The organism is Fervidicoccaceae archaeon (genome assembly GCA_038734945.1).
Classification (GTDB): Archaea; Thermoproteota; Thermoprotei_A; order Sulfolobales; family Fervidicoccaceae; genus ARK-14.
Genome location: JAVYOA010000002.1, coordinates 392,216 through 407,499, shown reverse-complemented (window position 1 = coordinate 407,499; position 15,284 = coordinate 392,216). Strand labels below are relative to the sequence as shown.

Below are 15,284 nucleotides of genomic sequence, written 5' to 3'. Positions count from 1 at the left end.
GAGAAACTGCCATGGAAGGAAAAAAGCTTCCACTAGGCGATATCAACAAAATTTGGTTTGAATATGATAATAGAAACGATATACTGTACATCAACTTCGGATATGAAATTGAGGATGCAGATGAGGAGATATTGCTGGAAAATGACATCGTTCTGAGAATAAAGAATAACTCAATCGTTTCCATAACAGTTTTCGACTTCTCCAAAAAGATTGGAAAAGAGATTTCTTGATTCTGCTCAACTCGATACCGCTATTCTCACAGCTGATACCGCTTTCTTCAAATCGAATATGCTTGGGGTGGAAATATAGAAGACAGTCCAATCGCTGTAGAAATATACCTCCACATCGCTTGAGAAGGAAGGAATAAACCATGTGAAAATTGTGGCACATATCGGATCTGAGATGAATACCATTATTCCTCTCAACTGGATTTTTCCTCTTCTCATCTGACCTTCGTCGATCAGCATGTAGATGTGAACGAGACCGTTTCCATAGATCGCTTCCACGAAGAGCTCGAGCCCATCTATCTCCAAATAGCTTATATTCAGCTTTTCGCTTGTAGCTGCCTCCAGCATTTCCCTAATATCGTCCTTCGAAATTTCCGCTCTTCTCACACTTTCAATCAATTCAAGGAAACCCCCATCTGAGGGAAAGGTCTAGGCTATCTCCTCCAAGATCCCCCTCAAATACTCAACCTTCTCTCCGCTCCTCATTAGCTCTTCAATCGTTTCTAGACCGAGCAGAAGGTCGTAGGATTTATCCTGGTTCTCACCTATTTTCTCAGTTAGCTCCACATAGCCTTTCGCTATTCTCATGCTCTCCCTGATGACCAGGAGGGCCAGCTCTCTCTCCCCATTTTTATAAATCGAAATGGCTAGCTTGGCAGTTGATATAGCATCTATTCTTGCCTCCTCTGCTTCCTTGGATAACATAACTCTGAACTTTTCTACAACATCGCTTCTCTGTCCGATTTGATTATCGAGCAATCCATCCTCACTCAAGCGAATCATCCTCAAAAGATCTTTTTGTTAGCAAATGCATTTTAAGATAGGAGACGGAGTCATAGCGGTAAATGCATGATAAATGTTCTCAATTCCCACACTTTCGAATATCAAAATATAAAATAGCTTTGAGATAGAACATTGATCGGGATCTTGCCTTGAGTTATGAATATGAAGCAATGAAGGAAATAGCCATTTTCATAGACAGGAGTATCGATGAGCTTGACCGAAAGGATATTGAGATTTTTTCGCAGAAACTTGTTGATATATACAATAAAGGTGCGAAAGTTCTGGTAATGGGTGCAGGAAGAAGCGGATTAGTTGGTAGAGCCTTTGCTATGAGGCTCATGCATCTAGGATTCAATAGCTATGTACTTGGGGACACAATAACCCCGAGCATAGCCGCAGGAGATGCTGTGATAGCTATAAGCGGCTCAGGCTCCACTGAGCTGATTGTCACTGCTGCCAGAGCTGCAAAGAGAGTGGGAGCGCTTGTATTTGCTGTAACATCATATCCTGACAGCCCTCTTGGGCAGATAGCAGATTTCATATTGAGAATACCTGGTAGAACGAAGCTCGCAGAGGAGAAGGATTATTTCTCCAGGCAGATACTCGGCCTGCATGAGCCCTTGGCACCGCTAGGAACTCTTTTCGAGGACACGGCAATGGTTGTTCTTGATGGTATAATAGGAGGACTCATGTATAGATTGAATAAGAGAGAGCTAGATCTTAAAACCAGGCATGCAAATGTGGAGCTATGAAGTGATTTGAGTTGCCAGGAAAGCTCCCAATAAGACTGCTCCAAAGAGCTTTTTTCTTCGACATAGGCTCTGGCATTAGAGTTATTTTGCCACCAATGGTTGGGGAGGATGCAGGAGTAGTTGATGTTAGCGAAAGCGAAATATTGGCAGCTCACTCCGATCCAATAACAGCAGCTCATACCAGGATTGGGTGGCTATCCATTCATGTTGCTGCCAATGACATAGCGTCAAGCGGAGTTAAACCTCTTTGGTTCCTTGCCACGATTATTCTTCCCGAATCCACTGAGGACGAAAGGATTATTGAGATCGCGTCGGACATGAGAAGAGCTCTCTCGGAAATTGGAGGATCGCTTATTGGAGGACATACGGAGTACAGCGATGCTGTAACTAGGCCGCTCATTTCGATTACAGCACTGGGAATAGGATCGAGGGAGTCAATCACTCCGACCTCAGCAGCCATGCCGGGAGACCTAGTTATAATGACTAAGCGAGCTGCAATGGAAGCAACATCTATCGCAGCCTATGATCTCGAGAAATTCTTGATAGAAAGGGGTTTCTCAAGGATGGAGCTGGAAGAAGCAAAAAAATTGATAGAGAAGATTTCTGTTGTCCCCGAAGCAATTGCTCTCTCTTCTGAAAAATTAGCCCATGCAATGCATGATGCCACAGAAGGAGGGATAGCAGCCGCAGCATTCGAGCTTTCCTATGCCTCTGGCTGGGCTGTTGAGATAGATAGAAATCAGATCCCCATATTCAGCTTGACAGAAAAGATATTGGGCGCACTTGGCGCCGATCCCCTCTTTTCCCTTTCCAGTGGGACACTTCTTGCTGCTGTTCCCAAGAGCAGAATAAATGATGCTCTGAGCAAGCTGTCCAGCATTGGGGTAGAGGCTTCCATAATAGGAAAGGTAACCGAAAGAAGGGAAAGAAAGCTATATATAAAAAGGGGAGAAGTTGCTGAGAAAATTGTGGAAGAGCTTCCCCAGGACAACTTCATAGAGAGGCTGGAAGAGATTGAGAGAGGTTCTCAAGGAAGAAGATGAAATAAGAAAGAGGCTATGCTTAGGGATCTCAAGCCCAACCCATTCAGTCATCTTCGACTCAAGGCTCGTCGATTTCGAGGCGGTGAGAAGAGTAGTTCTCAAGGAAGAGCTAAGTGACCTTCTGGAAAGCAAAATAGTGAAGCTAGAGGAAGGGGAGGCATCATTGCTGATACTAAAGCTGAAGGAGAAGAACTGCATCGCTCTGTGTGAAGAAAAATGTGGGAGTAGAGAATCCCAGTGCTTTGGAGAATGTATATTCAGCTGCATTTCCAGCGAAGAAGAAGCAATCAAAGAGAAGGTGTGCAGGTGATCTACTTGAATCTTACATATCTGATTCAATCTATAATCATGCTCTTCATAATTCTTGATCCCATTGGAAACGCCCCTCTCTTCTATGGCTATACAAAGGATATGGAAGAGGGGGAGAGAAGGAGGACGATATTAAACAGTATAATCATAGCAGTTTCTCTCCTAATATTCTTCGCATTCTTCGGTGAGCCCTTCTTCAGGTACTTCGGCATAACTACATCAGATTTCAGAATAGCAGGAGGCATCATCCTTTTTGTATATGGTCTGTGGGGTGTTTTCGGAAACACTGAGGTCGAGCTCGTTAAGGAGAGAGATTCGCTTGCTATAGTCCCTCTGGCTACACCGCTTCTTGCGGGACCAGGCTCAATCACAACTGTGATCTACATAAAGTATAGCTGGGGACTATCAACATCTCTGCTAGCAATACTAATAGACGGCCTTATTGCTCTATTGATACTTCTTGCTGGAGAGAAGCTCTTCAACCTGTTTGGAAGGAAAGGCAGCATTTTTCTGATAAAGCTGTTCTCCATGATCCTTCTAGCGATAGCTGTTGGAATGATTAGACAGGGAATAGTTGAGAACATACAGGGAAACGTTGCTCAGCTGATAGGAAATCCTCCTTAGCTCATCCCCTATTTATAGTTGGTGCCTCAAGCTTCAGTCCAAGCTCCTCTGCCGTTTTCTTGGTTATTTCCATTGACTTCTCTATGAGCTCATCAACTCTTTTGTTCTCGTTCCCCTCAATATAAACTCTGACCTTTGGCTCAGTGCCGCTCATCCTTATAAGAACCCAGCTCTTATCCGAAAAGTCCAGCCTTACCCCATCAAGCGTTGTCATGGTTTCATACTCCCCCATGCTTGATACGAACTTTTCCTTCAATCTTTCATAGAACTCCTCATGCTTTTCAGCATCATCAATGATTGGGATGCTCAACCTAGCCCACGGATATGTTGGAATATCTGAGAGGAGCTCATCCATTGTAACACCCTCTTCCATCATGAGCTTTGTCAGCAGCGTTGCCTGATAAATTCCATCCACCCAGAATCCCCACATTGGATCTATTAGCTTCCATGGCTCAGCGGCAAGAAGAGCTCCTGGATGCTCAAGCAGCTTTTCATGAATCTTTCCTAGCTTTGATCTCACAATTCTTCCTCCGTACTTGTCTGCGATATCGACAACGCTGTTCCCAACATCAATGCTCACAATTATTGTTCCCTTCCCTTCCATGAGCTTGTGTTTTGAGTAGAGAGCTATTAATATGTCCTGCTTTATGAACCCCCTTCTTGTGGTGAGAGCAGCAAGCCTATCAGCGTCGCCATCGTGAGCCATTATGACATCTGGAGAGAGGGATGCAGCAACTGGCAGAAAAGGCTCAAGGACATCCTGTCTTGGCTCCGGCTCATGCCCAGGAAAATAGCCATCAGGATGACAGTTCGCTGAAAAGACCTTTGCCCCCATCTTCCTCAGAATTCTCGGAGTGTAGTTACTGGCAGCACCATTGCTGCAATCTATATATATTTTGGGAACATACTTTATGCTCCTGGGTCTCAGAACACTGGAAATCTCATCCACATAGTCCTCTCCAACTTCTGCAGCATCAATTAGCCTTCCCACCTGATCCCAAGTGGCGTGGAACTTGGATTTGACCTGCATGAGAAGCTCAAGCTCTTCCTCCATTCTCTCGGTATATTCCATTCCGTTATACTGGAATACCTTTATTCCATTGTCAGGAGGAGGATTATGGCTTGCAGTTATCATTATGCCAGCCTTGCTCTTCGTGTGGGGGACGCTGTACGCGAGAACTGGGGTTGGAACGAGGCCAAGGAATATAGCATCTACTCCTCCGCTCATCACTCCCGATCCTGCACTTAGCGCGAGCAGTGGGCTTGTGGTCCTAACATCGTGACCTATGGTTATCGTCCCCCTTCCTCCCACATGGGCTGCCACGCTCACTCCTATATCATAGGCAAGCCCTGGCCTGACCTTGTCTAAGTATCTTCCCCTAATCCCCGCAGTTCCGAAGAGCTTAGAGCTCCTCACTCTTCTCAACCTCCTCCTCCTTTGGAGCAAAGCTCAGAATCTGATCTCTTCTGCATATAGTTATGCTAGAAAGCTCAGTAGCTCTGTACAGTCTCAGCGTCTTTATATAAATCAACCAGTCAGGATAATCGAGATCAACGGGATTATCTATTCCATGTGCAATGAGCTCAATAGCTTCATTCCTGTGGATCCTCGCTACTTCACCCTCTTCCCTCTTATACACCCTTCCATCTATCTTGATCTTGAACGTGTCATTTGGTGAAGCCTTTCTACGAAATATTTCATGAACAACTTCTCTTATCCTATCAACAAAGACATCTGTTACGGCATCAACTGGAATAACTCTCAATATCGGAGAGGACGACATTTCCTCAGAGCTCTTTATCTTCTCGATGGCTGCATATGGGTCATCTACTATCAAGAGAATAATGCTCTGCGAAGTGTCAACTATCCTGGCATTGTCGAGAACTTTTTTCAGCTTCTCCCTGGCAACAACATAATTATCATATCCTGGATAGTGTGTTACTATTAGATTGAAAGGTTCCCTTCTCACATTACATCTCCTGCTGCTCATTATCTATTCAGAAAAGTTACTTTCTGCTGTGGTTATATCCGTTGAGAACATTTTAAATATTTGCGATCGAAGCAAGCGGTCACTCGAAAAACTGTTTTCCCTTTTTTTACGGAAATATAGGTAAATTTATTTTTAAAGGAGATGTGACTAGCTTTTACATGAGTCTGCTTAAAATCTCGAACTGTTGGGGATAGATATGGCTGGTGCTACGGAATCCACGAGAAGCGATAGCAACCTAATGGAAGCTTTTAGGCCTGTGAGCAGATTTGCGGGGAAATCGATTGAGATAGAGGGCAAGGTTATAAACATTGGAGGCCCAATGCCAAAATTGAAGGACGGAGAGAAGCTTGTCAAGCATACACAGAGCATCTGTCCCATCTGCGAGAGGCTTTTACCAGCAATCATAGTTGAGAGAGAGGGAAAGCTATTTATAAGGAAGGAGTGCCCGGAACATGGAGCATTTGAGGATCTTTACTATGGGAATGCCCAGATGTACTACAGGTTCCAGAAGTATGAGGATGAGGGAAGAGGCACGTATTCTTATGTGCCCGTAAGTGCTCCCTGTCCCTTCTCATGTGGACTTTGTGGAATGCATAAGAATCACACAGCCCTAGCTAACATTGTAGTCACAAATAGATGTGATCTCTCGTGCTGGTATTGCTTCTTCTTTGCAGAGAGGGTTGGGTATGTATATGAGCCCACGATAGAGCAGCTTAGAGAGCAGGTCAGGCAGCTGAAGAAGCAACATAAAACATTGGTCATTCAGCTGACTGGTGGAGAACCTCTCATGAGAGATGATCTAGTGGATATAGTCAGGATGATGAAGGAGGAAGGAGTGAGGCACATTCAGCTCAACACCGAAGGAATTCCTCTGGCAGAAGTTTACAGAAAGAATCCTGAGCTTGCTGTAAAATGGGCCAGGGAGCTAAGGGAAGCGGGAGTGAACACTGTTTACATGAGCTTCGACGGAACGAATCCAAAAACAAATCCCAAAAATCACTGGGATATACCATTCATATTCGATGCTTTTCGAAAAGCCGGAATGACGAGCGTTGTTCTTGTTCCAACAGTAATAAAGAGCATAAACGACAATGACCTAGGGAACATAGTGAGATTTGCTGCTGAGAACATGGATATAGTCAGAGCGGTGAACTTTCAACCAGTCAGCCTTACAGGAAGAATGAAGAAGCACGAATTGGACAAGTTCAGAATAACTATTCCAGACGTTATAGAGAGAATTGAAAGGCAGACTGACGGTCAGATAAAGGCAAGCTCCTGGTATCCCATTCCTGTTGCAGCAAAATTTGCCGAATTCATAGAGGCTGTTACTAAGAGAGAGCAGTTTCTCATGGCAAACCACATTGCTTGTGGAGCAGCTACATATGTAATTGTGGATAGAGACGAGAGAGGAAAATTCAGGAGATTCTACTCGATTACGGACTTCATCGATGTTGATGGATTCCTCAACTTTCTTGATGAGAGAAGAGAAAAGCTGGAGAGAGCAGGTAAGGTTATGACATATTTGAGCCTCATTTCCTCCCTGAGACACCTTGGAGATTATATAATAAGGGATAACTTACCAAATGGTGCGAGCATCAGCAAGCTGCTGATGAGAGTAATAAGAGAGAGGAGCTATGATGCTCTCGGAGAGCTCCACTACAGCTTACTATTCCTGGGACTCATGCACTTCATGGATCAATACAACTACGATGTACAGAGAGTTATGAGATGCAACATACATTACACCTCTCCCGATGGACGAGTGATACCTTTCTGCGCATACAACGTCCTTAGCGATATATACAGAGATTCTATCCTGAAGAAAAACGGCATGTCCTTAGATGAATGGTCGAAGAAGTGGCGGGGGCACAAATATGGGGTCAGCGATAAATATGTACCCAACATCAAGGAGCTCAGGATACATCCTCTCTATAAAGCAACCTATTCTAGCTTCACTGCATCTCAGGAGACCTGAAAACTTTTTTCCACTAATAAAAGCTCATATTAATTAAGGAGAATTTTTTTAGCAAAACGAAAGGTGATCTTAGTTTTGAATATAAGCAGAAAGATTCTAATTTTTTTGATTCTTAGCTTTGTCAGCCTCTTTGCAGATATGACCTATGAAGGAGCCAGATCTGTGGGAGGAGCTTTTCTGGAGTACCTAGAAGCCCCTGCTCTCTTTGCAGGTCTTCTGGGACTGGGTGAGCTCATTTCATATGTTGCCAGAGGAATTACTGGGCTCATTATTTCCAATTATAGAGGTAGCATATTCCTTTGGCTTACTGTAATACTTGGCTACATTCTGAATCTGGCAGTTATCCCGGCACTTGTAATAGCTGGAAGCTGGCAGATAGCCTTCGCTTTGCTCATGTTTGAAAGAGTTGGAAAGGGTTTGAGGACCCCCTCAAGAGACGTGATTCTCTCCGAGGTCACAGAGGAAATAGGGAAGGGAAGGGCTTTCGGAATACATGAGTTCTTGGATCAAATAGGTGCAGTTACTGGTCCTTTAATAATAGCATATTTCTTGAGCGGACACGGGGGCTATTCGGCAGGTTTCAAGTTCTTGGCAATTCCAGCATCAATTAGCATTTTTCTGGTTCTCACCGCATTCATACTCTATCCAAGGCTGTCATCGCTCGAAATAAGCATGAAAATAAAAATAAGGGAAATCAGAGGAGAGCTGAGAGATTTCATCATTCTCTTCGGCTTGATAACTGCTGCATATGTCCCATGGGGGATTGTTTCCTATCACATGGTTAATACAGGAGTTGGAAGCAACGTTGTTGCTCTCATGTACATGATCGCAATGATTACTGATGCTCTGGCAGCAATATCAATTGGCTTTGTTTATGAAAGAGCGAAGCTTCTCATATACATAGCTGTTCCGCCGGCAAGCGCCTTGGCTACCTATCTTCTCATTAACAATGGAGGTAGCATATATCAATATGCCTTGGGAGCAACGCTCTGGGGAATTGTGACAGGCTATTTCGAATCTGCATTCAGGGCAACAATATCCGAGCTATCCGTACAGGACTATGCTGGAGGCTTTGGAGCATATGCAGTTGCCCAAGCCATAGCTTTCGGAATAGGCTCAATCTTCTTCGCCGTTCTCTATTCGCTGCATCCCTTTGCGGCAGTTATCTATTCCCTCGCAGTAAACTCAGGTTCAGCAATAATGCTCTACAGAATGATTTCCAAACACTAGCCTCGTCGCTTTATTTACCAATTTTTAGTTCTAGACATTATTCTCTAAGCTCAAAGACTCCCTTACAATTAGAAGAAGTTGGGGAGGTGTCAAAAGTATGAGTGGATGCGCTTCTCTAACGATTTCCCAGCTTATTTTGCTGCCAGCCTCCTTGTAGCCGTTCAGAAAAGATCTCACCTTTGAGGAGAACTCATTTGGGCTTATGAGGGGATTGTTCCAGAAAATGAATAGGATTGATAGCGCTACATCCCAGCCTATAAATCTCCTCTTCTGGCAGGACAGCAGGCTTTGTTCAGCATCTATGACATATACACCATTTTCAGCTATGAGAAAGTTCTGAGGCTTCGTATCTCCAAGACATCTTTCGGCCCTATGAATGAATGATAAAGCCATTCCCACGGATTTCAGGTCCTTCTCATCTTCAAATGATGGATGCCTCCCCTCAATATATTCCCTTTCAAGCACAATTTTTTTCCAGTCAATATTGTAAATTTTTGGAATGAGAAATCCTTCCGCCTCATGCGAGAAAAAATCTATTTCCCTTCTCATTCTCTCTGCAGGATCCAGAGTAAGCGGATAGTAAAATGGGATTGGAGGAAAGTTCAGCAAAAGCCACTTTATTATCCCGCTGGGCTTTGTATAGTTCTTAACTGCTAGCTTCTTACCATCCACTATTTTAAAAGATGTTTGATCCAGGAGCGAAGATATATCGATGGGTCTTCGAAAGTTCATTTTTACCCCAACGAACCCCAATCATCACAGCATTCTCCTTATTTTACATATGTGTCGATGGCTCTTTCTCCTTCTTTTCCTCCATAGTCATGCTTCTTGCTATTGCCCTTTTCACTCCCTCCTCTATTTCTCTTGCTCTCTCTATGAGCTCATCTACTGCTATATTGAGCTGAAGATATGATGAAATGACCTTAACAATCTCAGCCACCGAGAGGTAATCAACCATTCCTCCAGCAACGAAGAATTCCCCAGTTTCTCCCAACAAAGCTGCTCCCTCCATGCCATATATCTCAGCGAGCCCTGGAAGCAGTCCGTTCAAACCAGAAATCCCGCCATCCATGGGAATGCAGCCAAGAGCGCTGAACTCCTCCACCAAGCGCTTCTCGGTGGCAGCCACAAACACCCTTCTCTTCTCCGGAACCTCTGGAGTCACATAGGCAGCGGCAGAGATAATTCTTCTAACTCCGATCTCCGATAGCTTTCTGCTCAGCTCATGGGCTAGCCTGTTCTGCCCTTCCTCAGCCTGAGGCTGATATGAGGCTGTAAGAACTGCCAGATCTAGGTCATGATTGCTGTATATCTTTATTGAGGGAAGCTGTATAAGCCCCTCGCTTACACCCACTGATGCAGGAGCATCGTAAGAGTAGATCTCAGCCACCTCTTTCAGAGAAAGCTTGTTAACAAGAACATCTGCTGTAACTTTCCCTATGAATGCCATTCCTGGAAAGCCTACTATGACGGTTTTTCCAGAAAGATCTTTCAGATTCTCCTTCTCTATTATTGTGAGCAAAGATCTTCACATCCTCTCAATTTTACTATTATTATTTAATTGCTTAATAAGTTATGGGAAATCAAAAGCGTTGCTCATTCTCGTTTCATATAGTAAGAAGCAACACGACTTTCACATGACTGGGAAATACATTCTGTAGGATCACAGCTCAGCCGTTTCTTCAAAGGAAGAGGAAAAATTGTTTAAGAGGACAGTTTATGCAAATTCAGTTTTTTCAAATTCATTTGAATATTGAGTGGACTAAAGAACCTTCAGCCAGAAAACCTTTTTATCTCAGTATCAAGGAACTAAGACATCAGAGCCAACAATGTTCTGGAAAGTGATGTTAAATGTCAGTATCTCTCAAGGAGAGGATAAGCATCTCTGAAGCCCTCCGCAAAACGGAGGGAGAAAAGCTGCTTGTTGCTGGATGGGTGCATACAGTTAGATTGGTGGGAGGAGTAGCCTTTATCATAATTCGTGATAGAACGGGGGCAATTCAGTGCGTGGCGAAGAAAGATACTAATCCTCAAGCCTATAGCTTAGCGAGGGAACTCGGTTCAGAGGATGTCATTGCTGTGAAAGGAGTATTGAGGGACAGTAAAGCTTCTCTGGGTGGCAAGGAAATAAATGCTGAGGAAATTCACATAATCTCACAGGCTGCCCGACCAGTTCCTATCGATCCAGATGACTGGGAAAAAACAAACCTGGCAACAAGACTCGACTGGAGATTTCTGGACCTCAGAGCTCCAAGGAACAAGCTCATATTTGAAGTGACGGATGTAGCAGTTAATGCTTTGAGGGAGTTCTACAGAAGCAACGGATTCCTGGAAGTCTTTACGCCTAAGATTGTAGCTGAGGCAACGGAGGGTGGGGCTGAGGTTTTCCCTGTAATATATTTTGACAGAAGTGCTTACCTTGCCCAGAGCCCGCAGCTATATAAACAAATGATGGTTGTTGCTGGTTTCGAAAGGGTTTTCGAGGTAGGGCCAGTCTATAGAGCAGAGAAGCATCATACCAACAGGCATCTAACCGAATACGAGTCTGTAGATATAGAGATGGGATTCATAGATGATCACGAGGATGTAATGAAAGTTGTTGAAAGAGCTGTCATACATTCAATAGAAGTCGTGCTTCAGAGATTCAAGAAAGAAATTGGGCAGTACTTCAATATCTCCCTTGAAGTTCCCAGAGACGTCCCAAGGATAACATTCAGAGAGGCTCATAAATTGCTCAGAGAGCATGGTATAAAGCAGCCAGATCCTAACGACATCGATAGTGAGGGAGAAAAGGGTTTGGGAGATATAATGGAGAAGGAATTTGGCTCCCAGCTATTCTATATTACGGAATATCCATGGGTGAAGAGGCCATTCTATACAATGAAGAAAGAGGATGAGCCAACCTACACTAAAAGCTTCGATCTCATCTATAGAGGGATGGAAATTGTGAGTGGCAGTCAGAGGGAGCACAGAGCAGATGTGCTGGAGAGCCAGATAAGAGAGAAGGGACTGAAGGTTGAGAACTTCGAGTTCTTCATAAGAGTTTTCCGCTATGGCGCTCCTCCGCATGGAGGCTCAGGACTTGGACTTGAAAGGCTGGTTGCCCAAATGCTTGGAATAAAGAACATCAGGGAGGCAAGACTGCTGCCGAGAGACCCAGAGAGGCTCACTCCATGATTCCTGAAAAATTGTTCGCTTGAAATCCAAAGCACACTGCAACACAGGCATCTTCAATCGAAAAATTATAGCTCTGGGGTGAATATAATTAAAAATGTTCGCGATTTTAAAAGGAAGGAAAACAAGATAAAGCAATACTTGGTGGAGGAGCTGCTGAAACTAAAGAGAGACAAACTAAATGAACTAGTGGAATGGCTCTGGGAAGAATACGGGATAAAAACAAAACCTAATATTGAAGCTATTAGAGAAGCTATATTAAGAAATAGCGAAATTACATCGAGGGAAATTGCTATCGAAATAATTAGAAGCGGAGGTTATGTTAATGAGGACATGTGGCTCAGCTCAGATAGCGGAAATTTGCAGAATAATCAGCGAGCTTGAAGCGATGGCAGGAAGCAGCAACTCCTCTAGCCCTTCTCTTCTGTTCTCAATTCTCTATATTCTCTCGCAGGACCCTGAGAGAGGAAGGGTACAGCTAGCAAGAAATCTGGCAACTTCTGAACAAATAATAAGGAGCGCTCTGAAGAAATTGAGCGACTTAGGCCTTCTCGATATTAGTGGCAGAACTAAGAGGCTTAGAGGTCAGCTAAGCAGCATATTTGACTGCATGCTTAGCAGGAGGATCTTTCATGAGCTAGAGCTAAATGATTGGATGAACCCCCTTCTCATAGGACTTCAAGCATCTAACATCAAGGATTTGACGGTCAGCGACGCTCTGCTTATAAGGGATGAGATAATAGCTTGGGGAGGAAGTGCAGCGCTAATATTCTATGTAAAGGGGAGAGCACTGGAAATACCAGGCATTGAGGAAAAGGAGAAGTTCGGGAAGTTCTTGCTGAGAGAAGTGAAAAGTAGGAGCGGAATTTATGCACTCGTTAATACAAAGTACGATTATATCGATTTTCATATATTCTATGGATTTGTTAGGAAATGCTGCGAGATACTTCTGAGGGAAAAAGAGGTTTATTAGGTAACATTAATTTTCTTTTCTTTGCCAATTTTTTATGAGGAAAAATCCTCGGAAAGGGTTAATCTTGGAGGACTTCACGAATATTAAAAGAATTAGGCATCCATCCAAGAAGATAATCGGTGAGCAATCAAAGGAGCTGATGGGAAAGTGCATAGTTCTAGGAGTTACTTCCAGCGTCTCCCTCTACAGATCGATTGATGTGGCGAGGTCCCTTATGAGAAATGGTCTGGAAGTTCATGTGGTGATGAGTGAGGAAGCAGCCAGGCTTGTCTCACCCGAGCTTTTTGAATGGGCCACTGGCAATAGAGTTTTCCATGGACGATTTGGAGGGGAAGTAGGACATATAGCTCTTTCCGAAGAGTGCGATGCTATGCTCATAGCACCTGCGACTGAAAACACAGTCTCCAAGCTTGCAAATGGAATTGCCGATTCCCCAGTAACTCTCACAGCGCTATCTTTCATTGGGGCAGGGAAGCCAGTTATTCTTGTACCAACAATGCACATTCAGCTCATGAAAGCGCCTCAGTATGCAGAAAATGTTGAGAAGCTAAGGAAGCTAGGTGTACTATTTCATGAACCAATCATTGAGGGAGATAAAGCAAAATTTCCAGAGGAGTGGGAGCTCTCATGGCACGTTGAGGCTATTCTCTCTCGGGGAAATGATCTGAGAGGAATGAAGATGCTGATTACTTCAGGACCCACGAGAGAATATCTGGATCCTGTTAGATTCATAAGCAATCCAAGCTCGGGGAAAATGGGGCTTTCCCTGGCAATTGAAGCAATGTACAGGGGAGCAGAGGTTTCACTCATACATGGTCCCATATTGTCAAGCGAGCTCAGAGTGATAAGAAACAAAACATCTGTGGAGACAACAAATGAGCTCCTGAATGCTGTGCTCAGTGAAATGGGAGCCTTTTCTCCAGATGTAATAATAATGGCAGCAGCTCCCGCCGACTTCAAACCAACTTATTCTGAGGAGAAAAAGATCTCGAGCAGCAGCATTCTGAACTTAGCCCTGGAACCAACGCCAAAAATCGTTGAAGAGGTTGGCAGGAGAAAGAAGAACTCCATTCTCGTTGTATTCGCAGCAGAAACAGTTGATAGTGAGGAACAACTCATGGAAGCAGCCAGAGCTAAGCTCAACAAGTACAATGCAGATGTCGTTGTAGCAAATAACGTGGCAAGGAAGGACATAGGATTTTCCAGCGATTACAATGAGATCACAATAATAACAAGGAGGGGGGAAGTCATCAAAGTTGAGAAAGCTCTCAAGCGCTTTATAGCTAGAAGAATACTCGATGTGGTGAGGGATCTCAGACTTGGAAGCTCCTCGAAGACTTTGCATTGAGGTTCCTCACCACATCTCAGCCTTCTGGCTCCCCTTCTACGAAGAAGATCCTCTCAGGACTGGCTCTATTGGAGCGGGCTTTCTTATCAAGCCAAATGCCGTAGCATGCTATCCAGGAAGAGGTCCTCTCCGCACAAGAGCTCCCAGGCAAGCAAACATCATAAGAAGAGTACTCAAAATTAAGGAGAGCATTCCCTTTCAATATAGGGATCCCCTCCCTCACTCGGTAGGCTATGCTGTCAGTGCAGCCTTCTCGATATCTTATTCCTTCTATCTGCTCATGCATGCCAGAGGTAGGACTATGCTCGGAGAGATTTGTCGTGCAGCACACATAGCGGAAGTGAGATCAGGCACAGGACTCGGAGATGTAAGCGCAATATGCATGGGAAAAGGAATAGTTATTAGGCAAAGCCCTGGAGCTCCGGGATATTCAGCTGTTGACAGTCTAATCGAAAGCATTGGAAAATACAGGGTGATAACATCCATCATCAGAAAAATGAGCACAGAGAAAATGCTCCAGGCTTACGGAGAACAGATAAAGAAAGAAGGAGAAAGGATATTCAAGAAATTCGCTGAGAACCCATCACTCAGCAACTTGGTTGAAGCCGGGAGAGAATTCAGCTTGAGCGTGGGAATGATGACAAGGGAAATGGATGAAGAGCTCAAGAGAGCTTTCAGAAGGATTGATGCCTTGGGATACTTCGTGAAGAAGGGACTCATTGTAGTTGTCGTCGAAAAAGGCGAAGTGAATGAGGCACTTGAGTCACTTATCTCATTGTTTGGGAATGCCAGAAGCCATACTATTTCTGAAAATGGACTCAGCATAAGAGAATTGATGGAATGACTTTTGCTAAT

18 protein-coding genes are annotated in these 15,284 nt (G+C 44.1%); 12 read left to right on the top strand and 6 right to left on the bottom strand.

The window, feature by feature from the left end:
* The first annotated feature begins 11 nt into the window (after positions 1-11).
* The gene (locus tag QXR92_03545) at positions 12-230 is read left to right on the top strand and encodes a DUF2283 domain-containing protein (GenBank protein ID MEM0319078.1); all 219 of its coding nucleotides are present in this window, start codon (positions 12-14) and stop codon (positions 228-230) included.
* A gap of 6 nt (positions 231-236) precedes the next feature.
* Here the strand turns inward: QXR92_03545 and QXR92_03540 are convergent, their stop codons facing one another.
* Together QXR92_03540 and QXR92_03535 are read right to left on the bottom strand one after the other, a co-directional pair.
* Positions 237-626, bottom strand: a complete 390-nt coding sequence (locus tag QXR92_03540; GenBank protein ID MEM0319077.1) for a hypothetical protein — start codon at positions 624-626, stop codon at positions 237-239.
* Between the two features lie 30 nt (positions 627-656).
* A complete protein-coding gene (locus QXR92_03535; protein MEM0319076.1) occupies positions 657-1,001 on the bottom strand; it encodes a hypothetical protein in 345 nt (114 codons plus the stop codon).
* A gap of 158 nt (positions 1,002-1,159) precedes the next feature.
* On the opposite strand from QXR92_03535, the gene hxlB reads away from it, so the two are divergent.
* From hxlB to QXR92_03515, 4 genes are read left to right on the top strand one after another with little or no spacing between them, the layout of a single operon-like run.
* Complete coding sequence (gene hxlB, locus QXR92_03530; GenBank protein ID MEM0319075.1) at positions 1,160-1,762, top strand: 6-phospho-3-hexuloisomerase; 603 nt, start codon at positions 1,160-1,162, stop codon at positions 1,760-1,762.
* An 11-nt stretch (positions 1,763-1,773) separates the two neighbouring features.
* The gene (locus QXR92_03525; GenBank protein MEM0319074.1) at positions 1,774-2,805 is read left to right on the top strand and encodes an AIR synthase family protein; all 1,032 of its coding nucleotides are present in this window, start codon (positions 1,774-1,776) and stop codon (positions 2,803-2,805) included.
* A complete protein-coding gene (locus QXR92_03520) occupies positions 2,777-3,115 on the top strand; it encodes a hypothetical protein (GenBank protein MEM0319073.1) in 339 nt (112 codons plus the stop codon). The genes QXR92_03525 and QXR92_03520 overlap by 29 nt, the downstream gene beginning before the upstream one ends.
* Before the next feature lie 5 nt (positions 3,116-3,120).
* Positions 3,121-3,738, top strand: coding sequence for a MarC family protein (locus QXR92_03515; protein MEM0319072.1), 618 nt, complete (start codon positions 3,121-3,123; stop codon positions 3,736-3,738).
* 1 nt (position 3,739) lies between these two features.
* Here QXR92_03515 and QXR92_03510 read toward each other — a convergent pair whose 3' ends face one another.
* Both QXR92_03510 and QXR92_03505 read right to left on the bottom strand, forming a co-directional pair.
* A complete protein-coding gene (locus tag QXR92_03510; protein MEM0319071.1) occupies positions 3,740-5,155 on the bottom strand; it encodes a hypothetical protein in 1,416 nt (471 codons plus the stop codon).
* Positions 5,142-5,708, bottom strand: coding sequence for a THUMP domain-containing protein (locus tag QXR92_03505; GenBank protein MEM0319070.1), 567 nt, complete (start codon positions 5,706-5,708; stop codon positions 5,142-5,144). Before QXR92_03505 ends, QXR92_03510 begins: the two co-directional genes overlap by 14 nt.
* A 217-nt stretch (positions 5,709-5,925) precedes the next feature.
* Between QXR92_03505 and QXR92_03500 the strand changes: the two genes are divergently transcribed.
* Positions 5,926-7,704 carry a radical SAM protein gene (locus tag QXR92_03500; protein ID MEM0319069.1) on the top strand — a complete coding sequence of 593 codons (1,779 nt, stop codon included), beginning with the start codon at positions 5,926-5,928 and terminating at the stop codon, positions 7,702-7,704.
* Between the two features lie 75 nt (positions 7,705-7,779).
* Positions 7,780-8,934 (top strand): MFS transporter, encoded by a 1,155-nt coding sequence (locus QXR92_03495; protein MEM0319068.1) that lies wholly within the window; start codon positions 7,780-7,782, stop codon positions 8,932-8,934.
* A gap of 30 nt (positions 8,935-8,964) precedes the next feature.
* On the opposite strand, the gene QXR92_03490 is transcribed toward QXR92_03495, so the two are convergent.
* On the bottom strand, positions 8,965-9,666 hold the full coding sequence (locus tag QXR92_03490) for a hypothetical protein (GenBank protein MEM0319067.1): 702 nt from the start codon (positions 9,664-9,666) through the stop codon (positions 8,965-8,967).
* A 43-nt stretch (positions 9,667-9,709) separates the two neighbouring features.
* Positions 9,710-10,456 carry a PAC2 family protein gene (locus QXR92_03485; GenBank protein ID MEM0319066.1) on the bottom strand — a complete coding sequence of 249 codons (747 nt, stop codon included), beginning with the start codon at positions 10,454-10,456 and terminating at the stop codon, positions 9,710-9,712.
* Between the two features lie 329 nt (positions 10,457-10,785).
* Here QXR92_03485 and aspS point away from each other — a divergent pair, with 329 nt between their 5' ends.
* The 5 genes from aspS to QXR92_03460 all read left to right on the top strand — a co-directional run bounded on the left by aspS (position 10,786) and on the right by QXR92_03460 (position 15,273).
* Complete coding sequence (gene aspS, locus QXR92_03480; GenBank protein MEM0319065.1) at positions 10,786-12,111, top strand: aspartate--tRNA(Asn) ligase; 1,326 nt, start codon at positions 10,786-10,788, stop codon at positions 12,109-12,111.
* Between the two features lie 78 nt (positions 12,112-12,189).
* On the top strand, positions 12,190-12,492 hold the full coding sequence (locus QXR92_03475; protein ID MEM0319064.1) for a hypothetical protein: 303 nt from the start codon (positions 12,190-12,192) through the stop codon (positions 12,490-12,492).
* A complete protein-coding gene (locus QXR92_03470) occupies positions 12,434-13,081 on the top strand; it encodes a hypothetical protein (GenBank protein MEM0319063.1) in 648 nt (215 codons plus the stop codon). Before QXR92_03475 ends, QXR92_03470 begins: the two co-directional genes overlap by 59 nt.
* 64 nt (positions 13,082-13,145) lie before the next feature.
* Complete coding sequence (gene coaBC, locus QXR92_03465) at positions 13,146-14,429, top strand: bifunctional phosphopantothenoylcysteine decarboxylase/phosphopantothenate--cysteine ligase CoaBC (protein MEM0319062.1); 1,284 nt, start codon at positions 13,146-13,148, stop codon at positions 14,427-14,429.
* Positions 14,401-15,273, top strand: a complete 873-nt coding sequence (locus QXR92_03460) for a hypothetical protein (protein MEM0319061.1) — start codon at positions 14,401-14,403, stop codon at positions 15,271-15,273. Before coaBC ends, QXR92_03460 begins: the two co-directional genes overlap by 29 nt.
* Positions 15,274-15,284: the final 11 nt, after the last annotated feature.

Excerpts from the sequence above, each read along its gene's own strand:
- QXR92_03545 (MEM0319078.1), top strand. The coding sequence starts at position 12 with ATGGAAGGAAAAAAGCTTCCACTAGGCGATATCAACAAAATTTGGTTT.
- QXR92_03500 (MEM0319069.1), top strand. The coding sequence starts at position 5,926 with ATGGCTGGTGCTACGGAATCCACGAGAAGCGATAGCAACCTAATGGAA.
- QXR92_03490 (MEM0319067.1), bottom strand. The coding sequence starts at position 9,666 with ATGAACTTTCGAAGACCCATCGATATATCTTCGCTCCTGGATCAAACA.
- aspS (MEM0319065.1), top strand. The coding sequence starts at position 10,786 with ATGTCAGTATCTCTCAAGGAGAGGATAAGCATCTCTGAAGCCCTCCGC.
- QXR92_03470 (MEM0319063.1), top strand. The coding sequence starts at position 12,434 with ATGAGGACATGTGGCTCAGCTCAGATAGCGGAAATTTGCAGAATAATC.